The organism is Arachidicoccus sp. BS20, from assembly GCF_001659705.1.
Lineage (GTDB): Bacteria > Bacteroidota > Bacteroidia > Chitinophagales > Chitinophagaceae > Arachidicoccus.
The window spans coordinates 2469158-2484746 of sequence record NZ_CP015971.1 but is presented as its reverse complement, the minus strand read 5'-3'; the positions used below and the strand labels follow the sequence as shown (position 1 = coordinate 2484746).

At 37.4% G+C, this 15589-nt stretch carries 20 protein-coding genes; 11 read left to right on the top strand and 9 right to left on the bottom strand.

Annotation, left to right across the window (positions count from 1 at the left end; genetic code table 11):
- The first annotated feature begins 6 nt into the window (after positions 1-6).
- The gene (locus A9P82_RS11045; RefSeq protein WP_066207796.1) at positions 7-930 is read left to right on the top strand and encodes an AraC family transcriptional regulator; all 924 of its coding nucleotides are present in this window, start codon (positions 7-9) and stop codon (positions 928-930) included.
- A gap of 83 nt (positions 931-1013) precedes the next feature.
- On the opposite strand, the gene A9P82_RS11040 is transcribed toward A9P82_RS11045, so the two are convergent.
- A complete protein-coding gene (locus tag A9P82_RS11040) occupies positions 1014-1358 on the bottom strand; it encodes a winged helix-turn-helix transcriptional regulator (protein ID WP_066209856.1) in 345 nt (114 codons plus the stop codon).
- Between the two features lie 86 nt (positions 1359-1444).
- On the opposite strand from A9P82_RS11040, the gene A9P82_RS11035 reads away from it, so the two are divergent.
- Together A9P82_RS11035 and A9P82_RS15875 are read left to right on the top strand one after the other, a co-directional pair.
- Positions 1445-1948: a dihydrofolate reductase family protein gene (locus A9P82_RS11035; RefSeq protein ID WP_066207795.1), complete on the top strand. Its 504-nt coding sequence runs from the start codon at positions 1445-1447 to the stop codon at positions 1946-1948.
- Between the two features lie 51 nt (positions 1949-1999).
- Positions 2000-2143, top strand: coding sequence for a winged helix-turn-helix transcriptional regulator (locus tag A9P82_RS15875; protein WP_156522672.1), 144 nt, complete (start codon positions 2000-2002; stop codon positions 2141-2143).
- 97 nt (positions 2144-2240) lie between these two features.
- On the opposite strand, the gene A9P82_RS11030 is transcribed toward A9P82_RS15875, so the two are convergent.
- From A9P82_RS11030 to A9P82_RS11020, 3 genes are all read right to left on the bottom strand, one after another.
- Positions 2241-2813: an isochorismatase family cysteine hydrolase gene (locus tag A9P82_RS11030; protein WP_066207793.1), complete on the bottom strand. Its 573-nt coding sequence runs from the start codon at positions 2811-2813 to the stop codon at positions 2241-2243.
- Positions 2814-2854: 41 nt separating this feature from the next.
- On the bottom strand, positions 2855-4069 hold the full coding sequence (locus A9P82_RS11025) for an MFS transporter (protein ID WP_066207788.1): 1215 nt from the start codon (positions 4067-4069) through the stop codon (positions 2855-2857).
- 72 nt (positions 4070-4141) lie between these two features.
- Positions 4142-4717, bottom strand: a complete 576-nt coding sequence (locus A9P82_RS11020) for a Crp/Fnr family transcriptional regulator (RefSeq protein ID WP_066207786.1) — start codon at positions 4715-4717, stop codon at positions 4142-4144.
- Between the two features lie 136 nt (positions 4718-4853).
- On the opposite strand from A9P82_RS11020, the gene A9P82_RS11015 reads away from it, so the two are divergent.
- Positions 4854-5606, top strand: coding sequence for a helix-turn-helix domain-containing protein (locus A9P82_RS11015; RefSeq protein ID WP_066207782.1), 753 nt, complete (start codon positions 4854-4856; stop codon positions 5604-5606).
- A 25-nt stretch (positions 5607-5631) separates the two neighbouring features.
- Positions 5632-6786, top strand: a complete 1155-nt coding sequence (locus tag A9P82_RS11010) for an FAD-dependent oxidoreductase (protein WP_066207781.1) — start codon at positions 5632-5634, stop codon at positions 6784-6786.
- A 134-nt stretch (positions 6787-6920) separates the two neighbouring features.
- Here A9P82_RS11010 and A9P82_RS15785 read toward each other — a convergent pair whose 3' ends face one another.
- Both A9P82_RS15785 and A9P82_RS11005 read right to left on the bottom strand, forming a co-directional pair.
- Positions 6921-7055: a hypothetical protein gene (locus tag A9P82_RS15785; RefSeq protein WP_255363964.1), complete on the bottom strand. Its 135-nt coding sequence runs from the start codon at positions 7053-7055 to the stop codon at positions 6921-6923.
- Positions 7056-7165: 110 nt separating this feature from the next.
- Entirely contained in the window at positions 7166-7585 is a 420-nt protein-coding gene (locus A9P82_RS11005; RefSeq protein ID WP_066207780.1) for a winged helix-turn-helix transcriptional regulator, read from the bottom strand.
- A 109-nt stretch (positions 7586-7694) separates the two neighbouring features.
- On the opposite strand from A9P82_RS11005, the gene A9P82_RS11000 reads away from it, so the two are divergent.
- Complete coding sequence (locus tag A9P82_RS11000) at positions 7695-8486, top strand: alpha/beta hydrolase (RefSeq protein ID WP_082915325.1); 792 nt, start codon at positions 7695-7697, stop codon at positions 8484-8486.
- Between the two features lie 413 nt (positions 8487-8899).
- Here the strand turns inward: A9P82_RS11000 and A9P82_RS10995 are convergent, their stop codons facing one another.
- On the bottom strand, positions 8900-9754 hold the full coding sequence (locus tag A9P82_RS10995) for an AraC family transcriptional regulator (protein ID WP_066207777.1): 855 nt from the start codon (positions 9752-9754) through the stop codon (positions 8900-8902).
- A 114-nt stretch (positions 9755-9868) separates the two neighbouring features.
- Here A9P82_RS10995 and A9P82_RS10990 point away from each other — a divergent pair, with 114 nt between their 5' ends.
- The 3 genes from A9P82_RS10990 (at position 9869) to A9P82_RS10980 (ending at position 12764) form a co-directional block, all read left to right on the top strand.
- On the top strand, positions 9869-10693 hold the full coding sequence (locus A9P82_RS10990) for an alpha/beta fold hydrolase (RefSeq protein ID WP_231891143.1): 825 nt from the start codon (positions 9869-9871) through the stop codon (positions 10691-10693).
- Positions 10694-11078: 385 nt separating this feature from the next.
- Positions 11079-11906 carry a helix-turn-helix domain-containing protein gene (locus tag A9P82_RS10985; RefSeq protein ID WP_197492152.1) on the top strand — a complete coding sequence of 276 codons (828 nt, stop codon included), beginning with the start codon at positions 11079-11081 and terminating at the stop codon, positions 11904-11906.
- 87 nt (positions 11907-11993) lie between these two features.
- Positions 11994-12764 carry an alpha/beta fold hydrolase gene (locus A9P82_RS10980; RefSeq protein ID WP_066207772.1) on the top strand — a complete coding sequence of 257 codons (771 nt, stop codon included), beginning with the start codon at positions 11994-11996 and terminating at the stop codon, positions 12762-12764.
- Positions 12765-13080: 316 nt separating this feature from the next.
- Here A9P82_RS10980 and A9P82_RS10975 read toward each other — a convergent pair whose 3' ends face one another.
- The gene (locus tag A9P82_RS10975; protein WP_156522670.1) at positions 13081-14097 is read right to left on the bottom strand and encodes an NAD(P)/FAD-dependent oxidoreductase; all 1017 of its coding nucleotides are present in this window, start codon (positions 14095-14097) and stop codon (positions 13081-13083) included.
- 114 nt (positions 14098-14211) lie between these two features.
- Between A9P82_RS10975 and A9P82_RS15805 the strand changes: the two genes are divergently transcribed.
- Complete coding sequence (locus A9P82_RS15805) at positions 14212-14595, top strand: Fur family transcriptional regulator (RefSeq protein WP_066207770.1); 384 nt, start codon at positions 14212-14214, stop codon at positions 14593-14595.
- Positions 14596-14741: 146 nt separating this feature from the next.
- On the opposite strand, the gene A9P82_RS10965 is transcribed toward A9P82_RS15805, so the two are convergent.
- Positions 14742-15119, bottom strand: a complete 378-nt coding sequence (locus A9P82_RS10965) for a DoxX family protein (protein ID WP_049038289.1) — start codon at positions 15117-15119, stop codon at positions 14742-14744.
- A gap of 103 nt (positions 15120-15222) precedes the next feature.
- Between A9P82_RS10965 and A9P82_RS10960 the strand changes: the two genes are divergently transcribed.
- Positions 15223-15582 (top strand): winged helix-turn-helix transcriptional regulator, encoded by a 360-nt coding sequence (locus A9P82_RS10960; RefSeq protein WP_049038288.1) that lies wholly within the window; start codon positions 15223-15225, stop codon positions 15580-15582.
- The last annotated feature ends 7 nt before the right edge of the window (positions 15583-15589 follow it).

The window sequence follows — 15589 nt, the reverse complement described above, 5'->3', positions numbered from 1 at the left end:
CTGAACATGAAAAATAAGAAAATATTTACCTGTAATACCATCAGCGATTTTCACAAAATGTGTTATCTGCCTAAGCCGGAACATCCGCTTGTGAGCTTGGTGGATTATGCTTTGGTTGATTATCAGACGGACGGTAATGAGATCTGCTGGATTCAGAATTTCTATTCCATTGGCCTGAAACGAGATATTCAGGGAAAATTCCGCTACGGACAGCAGGAATACGATTTTGATGAAGGCCTGATTGCTTTTGTCGCACCGGGGCAATTGGTGGATATTATCGTAGAGAAATCCGATGAAGTAAAACCCTCCGGTTGGGTACTCTTGATTCATCCGGATTTTATCTGGAATACTCCACTGGCAACCAAAATAAAGCAGTACGATTTCTTCGGCTATTCAGTAAACGAAGCACTTTTTGTTTCAGAAAAGGAAGAAAATATTCTGAACGGCATTCTTGAAAATATCCACCGGGAATACCACGGCAACATCGATGCATTCAGTCAGAACATCATTATCGCTCAGATTGAATTGCTGTTGAATTACTGTGAACGTTTTTACCAAAGGCAGTTCCTTACCCGAAAGAAAACCAGTCATCAGGTTTTGGTTAAACTGGAACAGATTTTAGACGATTATTTCGGGAAAGACAATGACCTGATCGATACCGGCTTGCCAACTGCGCAGCAACTGGCGGATGCCTTGAATATGTCGCCCAATTATTTAAGCAGTTTATTGAAAAGCCTGACAGGACAGACCACCTTGCAGCATATCCACAACAAACTGATTGAAAAAGCAAAAGAGAAACTGTCCACCACAAATCTGACCGTCGGTGAAATTGCTTACGAACTCGGCTTTGAGCATCCACAATCTTTCAGTAAGCTCTTCAAACAGAAAACGCAGCAAAGTCCGGTGGAATTTCGGGCGAAGTTTAATTAGCAAATAAGGGATTAAATGCAAGTATTGTTTGAAAGATGAAATTATAGACTGTGGTAACAATAATTTACAATTGGATTCATAAATTATTTTTCTTTTATCTTTTTCCGATGTTTCAAACCAAAATCAAGCAGTGCTTCAATTACAGGCTTAACTTCTTCTGCATACTTTGTTACAGCGTAAGACACAGTAACCGGTTTTGTATTATTAACTGTCCTGGTAATTAATAAATTATCTTCCAACTCTTGTAATTCTTTTGACAATACTTTGGGCGTAATGCCAATGGATTTTTCTTGCAGATCTTTAAACCGCAAAGTCTGATGTTGATATAAATTATGCAAAATACAAAACTTCCATTTACCACTCAAGAGTTCAACGGCATCTTTGATAGCCAATATTTTTTCTCTGTTCAAATCATTAATTTTTTCCATTGTATAGTAACTTTCCAAAAGGTAATCAATAGCAAATATATATTCAATTTCCAATAGCTTTGCCAATAAATTTAAAAAACGTCACAATGAAAGTAACCGTAATCGCAAACATCTCAGTCAATGGAAGATTTTTAGTATCCGATAACCCGCATCATCAGTTACCGCCGGAGGCTATGGCATTTTATACTGACATAGTTAAACAGATAGGCAATCTGGTCATTGGAGTAAAAACTTTTGAAAATTTTCAAAAGTTCCCGCCGGAAGTCAAAAATATTTTTAAGGGTATAGAAATTATTATATTATCAGATAATCCGTATGTGTCAGAAGGTTACAAATCTGTCGGTTCGCCCAAAGAGGCGATTGAATATATGGCAGGCAAGGGAATAGAACAAATTGCCATTGGTGGGGGTGCCGGGACTTTTAATGCTTTTATCGATCAAGATTTGGTCACAGATGCGTATCTTAACATCAATCCTTTAATCACCGGTTCAGGAGCTATATTCGGAAATAATACTGCATTAAACACAAAATTCAACCTCATATATCACAAAATGAAAAACGGATTTATACAGTTGCATTTATCCAAGTAATGATAATATTTATCACTACATAAATGAATCATTAAATAGGTTACAGATCGCTTGATTTCATTCGGAAATCCTATTGAAGTTCACCCTCGTGTAGAATATCGCCTGACTGAAACCGACATCAAACTTTCCCTCATTCTTTTAAAAATCAGAAAATGGGCAGAGGAATGTTTGATGTCTAATCATTCAAACAAATAATACAGCTACTTATTGGCACCCCTTGCATCATGGATATTTCCGACTGCACCTTCATCTTGAAAATGGAATAACGGTTTGTATAAAAAAGCAATTTGGCTTATACCAAAGATCGACTCCATTCTTCTACCGAATACACATTCGCTCTTTCTGCAAAAACATTATTCATCAACACCCGATGTGTTTCCTCGTTCCGGTCGGCACAGGCATCCGACAAAACGGTAATTTGATAGTCTTTATCAAAAGCAGCACAAAAAGTCGAAAGTACGATACCACTTGTTGCAACACCACTTAAAACAAGATGTTTGGTGTTTTTCGCTTGCAAAATCATTTCCAATTCATTGCCGCTAAATGCATTCACTCTTTTTTTATTGATGATAATATCATCCTCCTGAACTCCCAATTCTGGATGTAGTTCCATAAACCGGGGCAAAATGCTGTCATCTACCGAATTCTTCAACTGCCAAAACATTTTATTATCGGGACCGATTTCGGGGAATCCCTTCTGAAAACCTAAGCGGACAAACAATACAGGTATGTTTTTCTCACGAGCGATTGCTATAGCTTCCGCTGCTTTATGAACCACTTCCATTTTCTCATCCGGAAAGTTTCCCAATATACCCATTTGCATATCCATAACCAATAGTGCGGTGTTTGTTTGTTGATTTTCCATTTTTTAAAATTTATAGTTTATTGAAATTATTTATTATCGAATTAAGCTTGATGCTTCTTTTGTGCCGATACATAAAACCAGATGGCAATTAGCAAACCGGCAGCGGCTTCACTCAGAATAGTATAAGCCTCGCCGATGGATTGAGAAATATAACCGACAAGTAAACTACCCAAGGGCAACATACCGAAAACAGCCATCGCCATGATGCTGATAATTCTGCCTCTGTAAGTACTTTCTGTCTGCATTTGTATCACGGTAAAACAAATCGATGATTGGCTTATGGACGCATATCCTAAAACAATAAGCAGCAAAAAAGCCAAGTTTTCATTGTTTACAAAAGCAAATAACAAAAGTCCCAATCCCAATAGTAAAGTATTCCATTGCAACAATTTTTGAAAGTGATCAGCATTTTTAAAACTTGCCAGATGAATGGCACCGATGATGGCTCCCACTCCAATCATGGCATTCAGCCAGCCATATAATGCAGCGTCTCCGTGAAAGATTTCTTTGGCATAAACGGGTAGTAAAGTCACAAACGGTAATACCATAAGATTAGATAAGGCAGCGAGCATAAGCACCTGACTGATGGCATGGTGTTTTCTTAGATAATGTAGTGCCTCTTTAAATCCTTTTTTCTCCACCAAATGCCCAACGGCAAAAGTGTGTTTTGGAAAATGCATTGCCAGGATAGCACCAATAACCCCGATAAAACTAACCGCATTCAAAAGAAAACAATAGTCCGTTCCCCATTTCGCCAAAACGAGACCAGAAAGTGCAGGTCCTATGAGTCTCGCAAAGGTATTCAGGGAAGAGTTTAAAGCCACAGCATTGGGCAAATCGTTTTTATTGGTCACAATATCATTAATCATAGATTGCCGAACCGGTACATCATAGGCGTTTACAATTCCTAAAAAAACGCTTAACGCAAGAATGAGGTAAACCTGTTCATTTCCGGAAAACGATAATATCGTCAATAATACCGCTTGCAAGGCAGAAAGGCTTTGTGTCAGCAAAATAACTTTGTACCGATTGTACTTATCTGCAATAATGCCACCTCTTACCGAAAATAGAAAAGAAGGAAACTGTTCTGCAAAAGTGGTAACACCAATCATCAGTGCGCTGTGCGTCATACTGTACACCAGCCAAATAACGGCTGTGCGTTGCATCCACATACCGATGCGGGAAATAAACTGACCATAGAAGAACAAAGAAAAATTCCGATTACGGAGCGACCTGAAAATGTCCGATACCTGCATTCCAACTATTTTGATAGCGCAAAATTAGTTTTGCCAATACCGTTTCACTGTGATATTTATCAAAAAAGAAAATCAGTATTTGTTATTGCGGATACGACTGAGCGTTTCCCTTGTAATACCGAGATAGGAAGCAAGATTGCCCAACGACACTTTTTGCAGCAAAAAAGGTTTATGCGTTAAAATATACTGATAGCGTTCTACCGGATTATTCATCATCAGCATGTTGTAATGTTCCTCTGTAGCTGTCAGCAATCTGATGGCAAGTCTTCGTATAAAGGTGGAAAATGGATGATTGGAACCTTTTGGACGAGGGTAATTGCGAGGATTAAGTTGCCAGATAATGCTATCTTCCATCGCCTGAATAGTAACTTGCGATGGCTCCCGGTTCAGGTACGCCATAAAGTTTGTCGTATATTCTCCTTCAAACGTAAAATGTAAATTCACTTCTGAACCATCTTCTTTCATATAGAAACTTCTGAGGCTTCCGGATTCTACAAAATAAATTGCATTACAAAGCGATCCTTCCCGTAACAAATCCACTCCTTTGCCCAATTCTATTTTGGAAAAGAAAGGGCTAATCGTTAAAAGCTCATCCTCCGAAAAGGGATATACTTTTAAAATATGGTCTTTTATTGCCGAATCTATCATGTAGCTGTCAAAAATGTTTAAAAAGCTAAATTTATGGAAAATGACAGCAACCTGTTATAATATTTAGTATAATATGGAATAGATTGTCAAAAAACCGGACTTTCATTAAGTTTGTGCTTATTATAATATTTGGAAATTGTCAAATGAAAGCACGATATACCGTCTTGTAAAACCGGAAGAAAGTCTTTCGGATTATGTGTATTGTTTTTCTGCATTAAAAAGAATAACATCTCTTGACAACGGTATTATCATTCCGAATGGAAGAGTGGATTTGATATTTACGATAACAACAGACCAACAATTGCGCATCGGATTATTAGGATTGGAAAACCAACCTAAAAAGGTCAACATAAATGTATCTGCTTTTTTTGCCGTGAATTTCAATCCGCTTGCCGTAGAATATATCTTGAAAGATTCCATTGCCAACATCCGAAACAGCGGTAAAGAAATGCCACATGATTTTTGGGATTTCACGTTTGAAGATTTAAAAGATTTTGATGCCTTTTGTGAAAAAGCCACGCATAAAATCCAAACCCTTCTGCCGGAAAAAATTGACGAAAGAAAACAAAAACTTTTTCAATTAATCTTTCGCAGCAACGGAGAAATTCTCATAAAAGAACTTGCTGAAAGAGTGCATTGGAGTGAACGGCAAATCAACCGTTATTTCAACCGACAATTTGGTCTTTCTTTAAAAACCTATTGTAGTATTCTTCGTTTTCAAGCTTCACTTCCTTCCATTAAAGAAGGTGAACTCTATCCGCAGCTTAATTTTACCGACCAATCACATTTCATAAAAGAAATCAAAAAGTATTCAGGAGTATCACCCAAAGAACTCTACAAAAACGAAAACGACCGTTTTTTACAATTTTTGTCCTATGCCAAGCGATAATTTTGCAGTACAAATTTAAAAATTGATGTTACTACAAAATAAAAAAGTTGCCATTGTAGGCGGCGGTATGGCAGGCTTAACTTTAGCCCGATTATTACAACTAAAAAATATCGATGTAAACGTATATGAACGCGATTTTAACCGTGATGTTCGCGTGCAAGGTTCTACCTTGGATTTGCACGAAGGTACGGGTTTGGAAGCCATGAGACGCACTGGATTGATTGATGAATTTTATAAGCATCATCGCCCCGAAGCCAGTAAAATGATGTTGGCCGACAGACACCTAAACATCAAATTTGATGAAAAAAAATTCGCAAAAATAACTGCGGAAGCACGCCCTGAAATTGACCGCGCACCTTTGCGAAATATTCTACTCGATTCGCTACAACCCGCAACTGTTGTTTGGAACAGTAATTTTATTGCTATGGAAAAAGAAAATTCAGGTTGGCAAATTCATTTCAAAAATGGCACAACGGCTTATGCAGATTTGGTAATTGCAGCAGATGGCGCGAAATCAAAAATACGCCCGTATTTAAGTGATATTCAACCGATTTATTCGGGCATTACCTTGATACAGATAGATTTAGATAACGCTGCCAAAAATTTACCCCAACTTTTGGAAGCTACCAAAGGCGTCAAAATTATGTGTTTTGATAACGAGCAAATGCTTGGGTTTGGTATAAAAGGCGATGGCTCGGTGATGGGTATTGCCGCTTTTAAAACCCACGAAAATTGGCTGAAAGAAAGTGGTATTGATTTCAAAAATAAACAACAGGTTTTTGAATGGTTTAAAAAAGAGTTTGCCGGTTGGAGCGAAAAATGGTATGAGCTTTTTACAAATGAGGAAACAAGTCTTACACCAAGACCACAATATTATTTTCCTTTTGATCAAAGTTGGGAAACACAGGAAAACCTTACTATGATTGGCGATGCCGCACACCGAATGCCGCCCTTTGCCGGAGAAGGGGCTAACGTGGCGATGCAGGATGCTTTTGAATTAACCGAAGTTTTAACCAATGGACAATTTACCAACATTAAATCTGCAATAGCACATTTTGAAAAAGATATGGTGGCAAGAAGTGCGGAAGCAACCAAAGGCACTTTGGAAAATATGGAAAAAATGTTTGCGGCAAACGGGTTAGAACAAATGATTGATTTTTTCAGTCGAGGTATATCGTGAGTGATAAAGTAATAGGTCATAAACAAGTCTCTTCTTCATGAAGCAAACAAATTAGTTGAGCTAACTTTAAGTATATACTCATTTTTAAATCATTCAATCTGTTACAAATTACAAGCTAAAATAGAAAATGTTATTTATTTCTTATAACCAATCTTATAATCCAATTCTTTACTAATCACTTTGGCATAAAACAGTTTTAGAATGTTATTGATGAGCACCTGAAAGTAAGCATTATTATCCACCACATCTTCCTGCAAAATATCAAACAAAGAATTTTCGGAATGCTTTTTTGGGAAAGTCGTGAGATCAGGGAACTGCTTACTTATAGTTAATTATTCCAGTAGAGCCTGATTCATTCTTTTATGGATAGCTAAAAGCATCACTTCTCTTTTCTGTCTTCTTCCATCAGTCTTGGCAAATTCATGGTGCAATAATTATTGCCTACCATTTTCCAATTGAGTCCCCAATGGTGGAGATCAAGAATAATTTTCAACAATTGTGTGCCTTTCTCAGTTGGGATATACCTAATCTGCGGTGGTGTGGTGTTTTCAACGGGTTCTGCTATAACCAAAAACTCTTCTTTTAACTCTTTCAGCCGGGTGCTCAATATTTGATCCGACATCGTAGGAAAAGCTTTTTTCAAGGTACTGAACTGCGAAATACCTTCAGCTATGCAATACAAAACTTGCATCTTCCAACGTAAGGAAATCTGAGCCAAAACTTCATTAACATCACAAGCTTCGGCTAGTGTTTGAAGGTTTTCGGTATTGGTGGAAAATTCTTTTCTGGGGGTTGCCATATTGAAATAAATCATTTGTTATCGACTCACTTAAGGATGAGTTATTGTCTTCACAAAAGCATGTTTTTACTTTTGCCTTGTTTAATTTAATCATACAAAATTATAAAAAATGAAACAGTTTAAAGTATTATTTATGCTGCTTTTGACGATAGGCAGCTTTACATTTACGCAGGCACAACCGCATAAAAACGGGCCTACATTTGTCTTGGTACATGGTGCGTGGCATGGCGGTTGGTGTTGGCAAGAAGTAGAAAAGGAGCTAACCCAAAAGCACTACAATGTGTATACTCCTTCGCTTACGGGATTGGGTGACAGAAAACATTTGATCAATGATGATATAGATATCAGTACGCATATTAGGGACATCGTGAATTTGATTGAAATGGAGGACCTACACGATGTGTATTTGGTGGGGCATAGTTATGCAGGTGCTGTAATTGCAGGTGTGGCAGACCAAATTCCCGAGCGTCTACATAAGTTGATTTTCCTGGATGCGATGATTGTTGAAAATGGTATGAGCCCTATTTCGATGCAGCCCGAACCTGTTCGTGAAATTCAGATGGAAAACATTCGTAATAAAGAACATTTTGAACCTTTTGACGTAGCATTATTTGGCGTTACAGAACCTAATCTGGTTAAATGGGTAGAAGAGCGCATTACACCACAACCTTTTGGGACGTTTGCACAAGTATTGCATTTAGATCATGTTTATGGAAACGGATTGCCTTTGGTTTTTATCGCTTGTACAGATCCGCAATTGCCAATTATGAAAGAGATGAGCGAAAAAGTTCTGGCCGATAAAAATCTAAAATGGCAATATCTGGAAATTGCTACAGGACATGATGCCATGCTAACCACCCCGAAAAAACTATCTAAAATGTTCATTGGTTTAGTTGATTAATTATAACAACTAAAAAACTATAAATAGAGCCAAAGGGAAAGCCTTTGGCTTCCTTTGTTCATTAAAATTGATATAATAGAATGAAAAATGATCAATAATGTAAATGTGCCGTCATTATTGCGTAAATATGTGAAAATTGAGAAAACCAAAGGGGATGAAGTTCCTTGGCATACACAAGAAAAAGATCGTGGTTTATTTTATATCATTTTCGCTAAACGCATATATTCTCTTTTATATTGATGTTACAATGAAATCCTTTCTGTAAACTTGGATGATAAAGAGATTGCTATATATACAAAGGCATTCGTGCCTAAAACCAAAGTCATCAAATCAAGGTGATTACAACAGTACTGTGCTTTAGCGACTAATGCCGCTAATGGACTATATATAAAGGTCTGAAATGTTGGTTTTATTTAATCTTTTTGAATGTGATTAAGTAAAGATTTCTTTCTGAAGTTGATGGGACTGTCGTTTCTCATAGTCTTGTAATATTGGTAAAAATGACTGACATCATGAAATCCGAATTCTTCGGCGATTTTTTTCATGTTGATATTGGAAATCATTAATCGACTTTCAATCAGATTCAGTTTATAGCGCTGGATATAGTCCCTATACGAGTGACCATAGGTTTTCCGAAAATAATTACTAAAGTACCTTTCTGAAATGTGAAAACGACTTGCTATATTTCTTATATGTAGCATTTTAGGTTGATAAATATGCTCGTGGATATAATCTAAGAGATTATCAATATTACCAGAGAGAGGCTGTCGACCTAATGAATGGTAAATATTAGTACGAAGGATATCCATTATGGATAGAAACTGATGGTATAGCCAAACTGAATTGATTTGTTGTGTTACATTGCTGGCATCTACCATATTCGTAAACGTGCGTTCAATAATCTGATCATAAGGTGGGGTTATTTGAATTTTATTTTCTTTTATCCAAAGATTGTGCATGAGGTGTTTTATTTGGTCAACTACTTTCAAATCACCATTAAAAGCTGGATGCAGCGTGATGTAATTAAGGCTGAATTTCAAAATTGTAAAATGCGTGATCGTTGCCGGTTCAAAGACGTGATGATCGGTCGGCGAAATTAAATAGACATCCCCCGGTTCGTAATACAATCGCTTTTCGTTCAGAATATGGACACCTGTGCCGTTAAAAATATAGACAATTTCATAATAATTATGGCTGTGCTTGGGAAAATGTTGAATGTCATCCTCGTAATCTTCAATAACCAGCGGTAAAAACTGAACAAGTTTCATCTTTAGATAGACTTGAAAAAACAAACCTACAAAAAAAAGAAATAAATCTACAATGATTTATGTTGTTTAACAGCCGACTTTTACATAAAAAAAGAAGAAGCAATGAATATAAAAATGAAGTATTTAGAACTTGAAGGGAAAAGGTTCGCTTATTATTCAGCAGGTCAAAAACATAACCCTGCAATCGTGTTATTACATGGATGGCCTGAAACATCAAAAATATGGGGAAAAATCATTTCAGCATTAGAGGTTAATTATTATGTGCTGGCGATTGATTTGCCCGGACTTGGCGAAAGTGACGGATTAGATAACTATGATACAGATACTGTTGCCAGTTGGATTCGTAAAATCTTAACGTCTTTGGATATTTCGCACTTTAATCTTATTTCCCATGATATCGGAAGTTGGGTAGCGTCTACCTATGCCCTAAAATATCCGGAAGACCTGATATCTCTGGTTTTAATCGATGCCGGAATTCCCGGTATCCTGCCAGATTCTTTTTTCTCATTCGACAACTATAAAAAATCATGGCATTTTTATTTCCATGCGGTACCCGATTTGCCGGAATTCCTTATCCAAGGACATGTGAAGGAATATATCACATGGTTTTTCAATAATAAAAGCTATGTAAAAGCCGCTATAACGGAAGATGATATTACATATTATGCGCAACTATATCAAGACAGGATATCGGAGGGATTAGGCTATTATCGGAGTTATACGGAAAGTGTTAAAACAAATAAAAGTTTGCTGCGAAAACTGTCTTTGCCCGTGCTAGCGATTGGCGGAGAATTTGCGGTGGGGGATAAAATGAAGGATGTTGCTGTTGCCTTATCTGACAGCCCACGGTTTGAGAATGTTAAGGATTGTGGTCATTTCGTTCCGGAAGAACAGCCCGAAGCTTTATTAAATATTCTCCTATCCTTTTTTAGGGATTGAATAATATTCCGACTGAGGCATCCTGCAATCCTATGAAGAATATAAAATGCCGTAAAGCAAATTGCTGAAAATGATGTGAAAAGAATTGTCGGCTATATTGAAGATGATGTTGTTCCCCCAAAAAAGGTTTTCGAGGTACCTGAGAATTGCATATTTGATTTTATTCTCCATCGTCCGCCTTACCGAATAGAAAGATGCTGTCTCGGATTTTTGAGAAAGTATCTTTTTATTCCAGTATGTGTCCTCATGGGCAACATATTTTACAACTCCAATTTAAAAGGATCAATTTACTTTATCAAAATTCCTATTTTTGGCTTTTCGTTGTACAGTCATGCTTTCTCAAAAAATAAGGAGTCTTCAATTCGATGATAAAATATCTATCGGTATGGAAATTATACCGATAGATAGGAACTATGTAGCCAAAAGTGCCAACCTGACAACAGCTCACAGAGCTTCTTTTTACTGCGTCTTGTGGTTTCAGGAAGGAAATCCAACACATCAGGTTGATTTTACGCCAATAAAAGTGCAACCAGAAAGTTTGCTTTTTGTAGGAAAAGACAGCGTACAGTTTTTTGATCAGGAAAAAAACTTCAAGGCTAAAGTGTTACTTTTTACTGATGCATTTTTCTGTAGAAATGATGATGATGTAAAGTATTTGAACAGGACTCCTTTGTTTCAGTCGTTCGGCTGTTCCCAACACTGCACGTTGAGTGTTTCTGAAGAATTGAAAACACTTTGGACATTCATGGAGCGAGAGGATAAAACTCCACATGACAGATTTAAGCCAATCCTTTTACGAAATTACCTTGAGAGTTTTTTGTTGCAAGCAGAAAGGGCAATTGGAGATGGTATAAGCTCCCCATCAACCAATGAAATTTACAAGGAAATATTCTTTGATTTTAATAAGTTGGTAGAAGAGCACTTTAAAGAGCAAAAGCCAGTTTCTTATTATTCAGAGCAATTATACGTATCTCCAAAGGTTCTCTCCAGAGCTACCCGACAACTCACGGGTAAAACGCCTAAACGTATTTTGGATGAAAGGATGCTACTGGAAGCAAAGCGGTTGCTAATGTACGATATAAGTACAGGAAAAGAAATTGGTTATTCTCTTGGTTTCACGGAACCTACAAATTTCATTAAATTCTTCAGAAAACATACAGGTAAGACACCTCTTGCCTTCCGTGCATATTATCGTCAGACAATGGGGATGTAAATTATCATCATACGGCACATTTTCACCTTTCCTAACTTCTGTATAGGGCAGACCTTTGTCGTCTTATAAAATCAAAAACAAAAAATCATGTTTTATCAAGTAAACGACATTCAATTATTCGTAGCCGATGAGGGAGACAAAAACCCCACATTATTATTTATCCATTTTTGGGGCGGTTCATCAAGAACATGGAAACCGGTAACAGATATACTGTACACAAAATACCGTTGTGTCAGGTTCGACCAACGGGGATGGGGCAGATCTGATAAACCAAAGTCCGGCTATGATATTCGGTCTTTAGCCGAAGATGTATTAGCATTGGTAGCAATCTTGGGCCTTGAGGATTATATTTTGGTTGGACATTCTATGGGCGGAAAAATTGCACAAGTAATAGCTGGTAGTAACCCTAAAGGACTTAGAAAGTTAATTCTTGTCGCTCCATCGCCTGCTACACCAACAATACTGCCCAAAGAAATGAAACAAAAAATGACAACCGCCTATACTTCTTTGGAAAACATCACCGAAACAATTGAACAAGTCTTTAAAGCTACTGATTTATCATCAGAGAGCAAACAGCAAGTAACTGAAGATATGCAGCATCATAGTACAGCGTCAAGGTGTAGCTGGCCTGAGTCAGCTTTAGGCGAAGATGTTTCCGAATGTTTACCAAATATTCAAATTCCTACATTGGTGATTGCCGGAGAAAATGACATTGTTGATTCTCCGGATCGTTTAAGACAAGAGGTTTTGCAAAAAATACCAAATGCTGAAATGGTCATTATTCCTAATGTCGGACATCTTATGATGCTTCAGACTCCTGAAAAAGTGGCGGAGCTGATAAGTACTTTCTGTCAGTAACCTCCTCAAAATGGAATCGCTATTATAGCAATAGCGGTTTTAATTCTTTGTGATGTAAATTCTACGGAATGAAAAATATTTAATTACCATTGTTGCTGAATAAAGAGGGACTATCTAAAAACCCCAAGATAGTCTCTCTTTATATAGTAAATAGGCGCTCGCACAATCAAATATGCAATTCTTCATGCCTTAGGAAAGACATGAAATACAGGCACTTTTATTAAAACAACACTATGAAAAATGTTTTCATATTTACAAACTAATTTTAGGTTTTACAGTCTGTAATTGAGAGCAAGATATAGGTATAAGTTGATTTCTATAAAAATTCTTCTTCGGTCAATTCGTTGTTTATAGCCGCACCTGCAATATTTCCAGTTGAAACCGCATTAGCCACCGAACGCAAAGGATTGGTGTTATCGCCACAAGCATAGATACCCGGAACCGTTGTTTGTTGAAACATATCTACTTTTATATGTCCCGTTTCTGTGACTTCGCAGCCTAGATCCAACGGAATCTGGCAATGCTGTTCAAACGGAATGGCCGCATAGGCTGCACCAAAGTTCTCTTCCGTTCCATCTTCAAAAATCAATGCTGTCATATTTCCGTTTTGGTGTTGGATTGCTTTCACAGCTTTTTCAACGATATGGATTTGATGATTTTTCAGTTTGGCAGATTGCGCATCTTTGAAATCGGCTTTACCTCCGGTGACAATCGTTATTTTATCGGTCAGGTTATGGACTAACGACGCAAGGTGAAAAGCCCTGTCTCCATTAGCGATAATAGCAGTTTGGGTTCCTTTAAATTCATAGCCGTGGCAGTACGGACAATGAATGACGGTCTTGCCCCAACATTCTTCAAAACCTTTTATATTGGGAAAGACATCTTTCACTCCGGTTGCAAAAACCAGCTTTTTCGCAGAAAATCTTTCACCCGACTGTACAGCAATTTCAAAACCGTTTTCCGTTTTCTTGCCTTTAGCGGCATAGCCTTCAAAGAATTTCACGGTATCGTATTGCAATACTTGTTCTTTGGCTTTCGCCGCAATCTCTCCGGGAACAGCTCCGTCCTGTGTGATGAAATTGTGCGAATGTGGCGTATAGCGATTGCAAGGTTTTCCGCTGTCAATGATTAACACGTTCCGTAGCGAACGACCCAATGCCATTGCTGAGGATAGTCCCGCATAGCTTCCACCGATGATGATTACATCGAATTGATTTTTGTCTGTCATACTATTGAATTTTTTAAATATTGTCAATGGAAAAGGCAATGCTATTGCGGTTAATGCAAGCCCGCCTTGTTTGATGATTTCACGTCTTGTGAATGTATTGCTCATATTTTCAGCTCATATTTTTCCCTTTACAAAATTAGATAAATTTCTTTTATTGCGACAATGTCGCATTAATTTTTGTAATTTTATAGCGATAATTTTTTAAAATATTTTTGTACAATGTTTAAACGAAGGAATACAGAGGCAAAAGGTGCTGTTCTATCGGTATTGACAAGAAAAAGAAGGGCAATGAGCCAAGATACTATAATACAACAAATGGGGGTTAAAGCAGATAGAGCAACTGTTTACCGTATATTAAATCGTCTTTGTGAAGACGAAATAGTTCATAAAATAATAGCTGATGATGGCAAACAGTATTTTGCTATGTGCGTGAGCTGTGATAATGATAAGATTCCTGCGAATCATTTTCATTTTCGTTGTGTAAAATGCGAGACTATCGAGTGTCTGCCAACATTAATAGAATTTTCAGTCCCAAATGGTTATACGGTACAACGAATGAACTGTATCATAGTGGGTATTTGTAAAAATTGTTCTATGCATTAAGCAAATGTAGCTTATGTAACGGGAAAGCGATAATCTGAAATAGAGTAAAAGGAAGCTTAAACTAAAGTTACCAGCAAGACTAAACGACCGTACAGTCCGACACTTGAAAAAAACAACGAAAGACTGTTCACTGCGCCGACAGACAATCATTCAGACTTTCCGACAACAGTTTTGGGCAACTTGTGATATGTTACATACGACACAACAAGTATTGCCAAAACCACAATAGGTGCAATCGTATGGAAAGCATCATCGCCAACAACGATGTGAGCAATAATTGCCGAAACAAAACTGATTGCCAAGCCGATGTAAGACGCTTCTCGCACCAAACGGAAAGGCAACCAAATGGCAATTGCAGCAAGAAATTTGGCGATAGCCAATTCTATTCTGAAATAATCGGGAAAACCTAAATGCTCAAATGCCCATTTTAGTTGAGGATTTGTCAGGTAGGCGTAGGATGAAAAAAGCATATTGATTGAGATAAGCCCTGTCGTAATGTAATACGTGATTTTTGTTGCTTTCATTTTTTTATTGTTTTGATGTTGCTAATTTACTTACATTTGCTAATAAATTATTAGTAGTAAACTAAAGGTTAGTGGTAATATATAGGTTACTGCAAAGAAAAATATGGGGCAAAAAATAGTGTATTCGCACACGGCTTGTGCAAAAAATATAGATGCCGTTGAGGACGCTCTATATGTATTGGGCGGAAAATGGAAACTACGGATAGTCATCGCATTGGAAAGCGGACATTGCCGTTTTAATGAACTACAACGGGTAATCAAAGGCATTTCGGCAAGGGTGCTTTCAAACGAATTGAAACAGTTGGAAATGAATGGCTTAGTAAAGAGGGTGGTTCACGCAGATAAAACGCCTGTTGTTGTAGAGTATCGTCCAACAGAATACGCCTCAACACTCAAAGACGTTGTTTCTGCATTAGCCGACTGGGGACAAAAACATAGAAAGAAAATTACGACAAACCGATAATACAAAA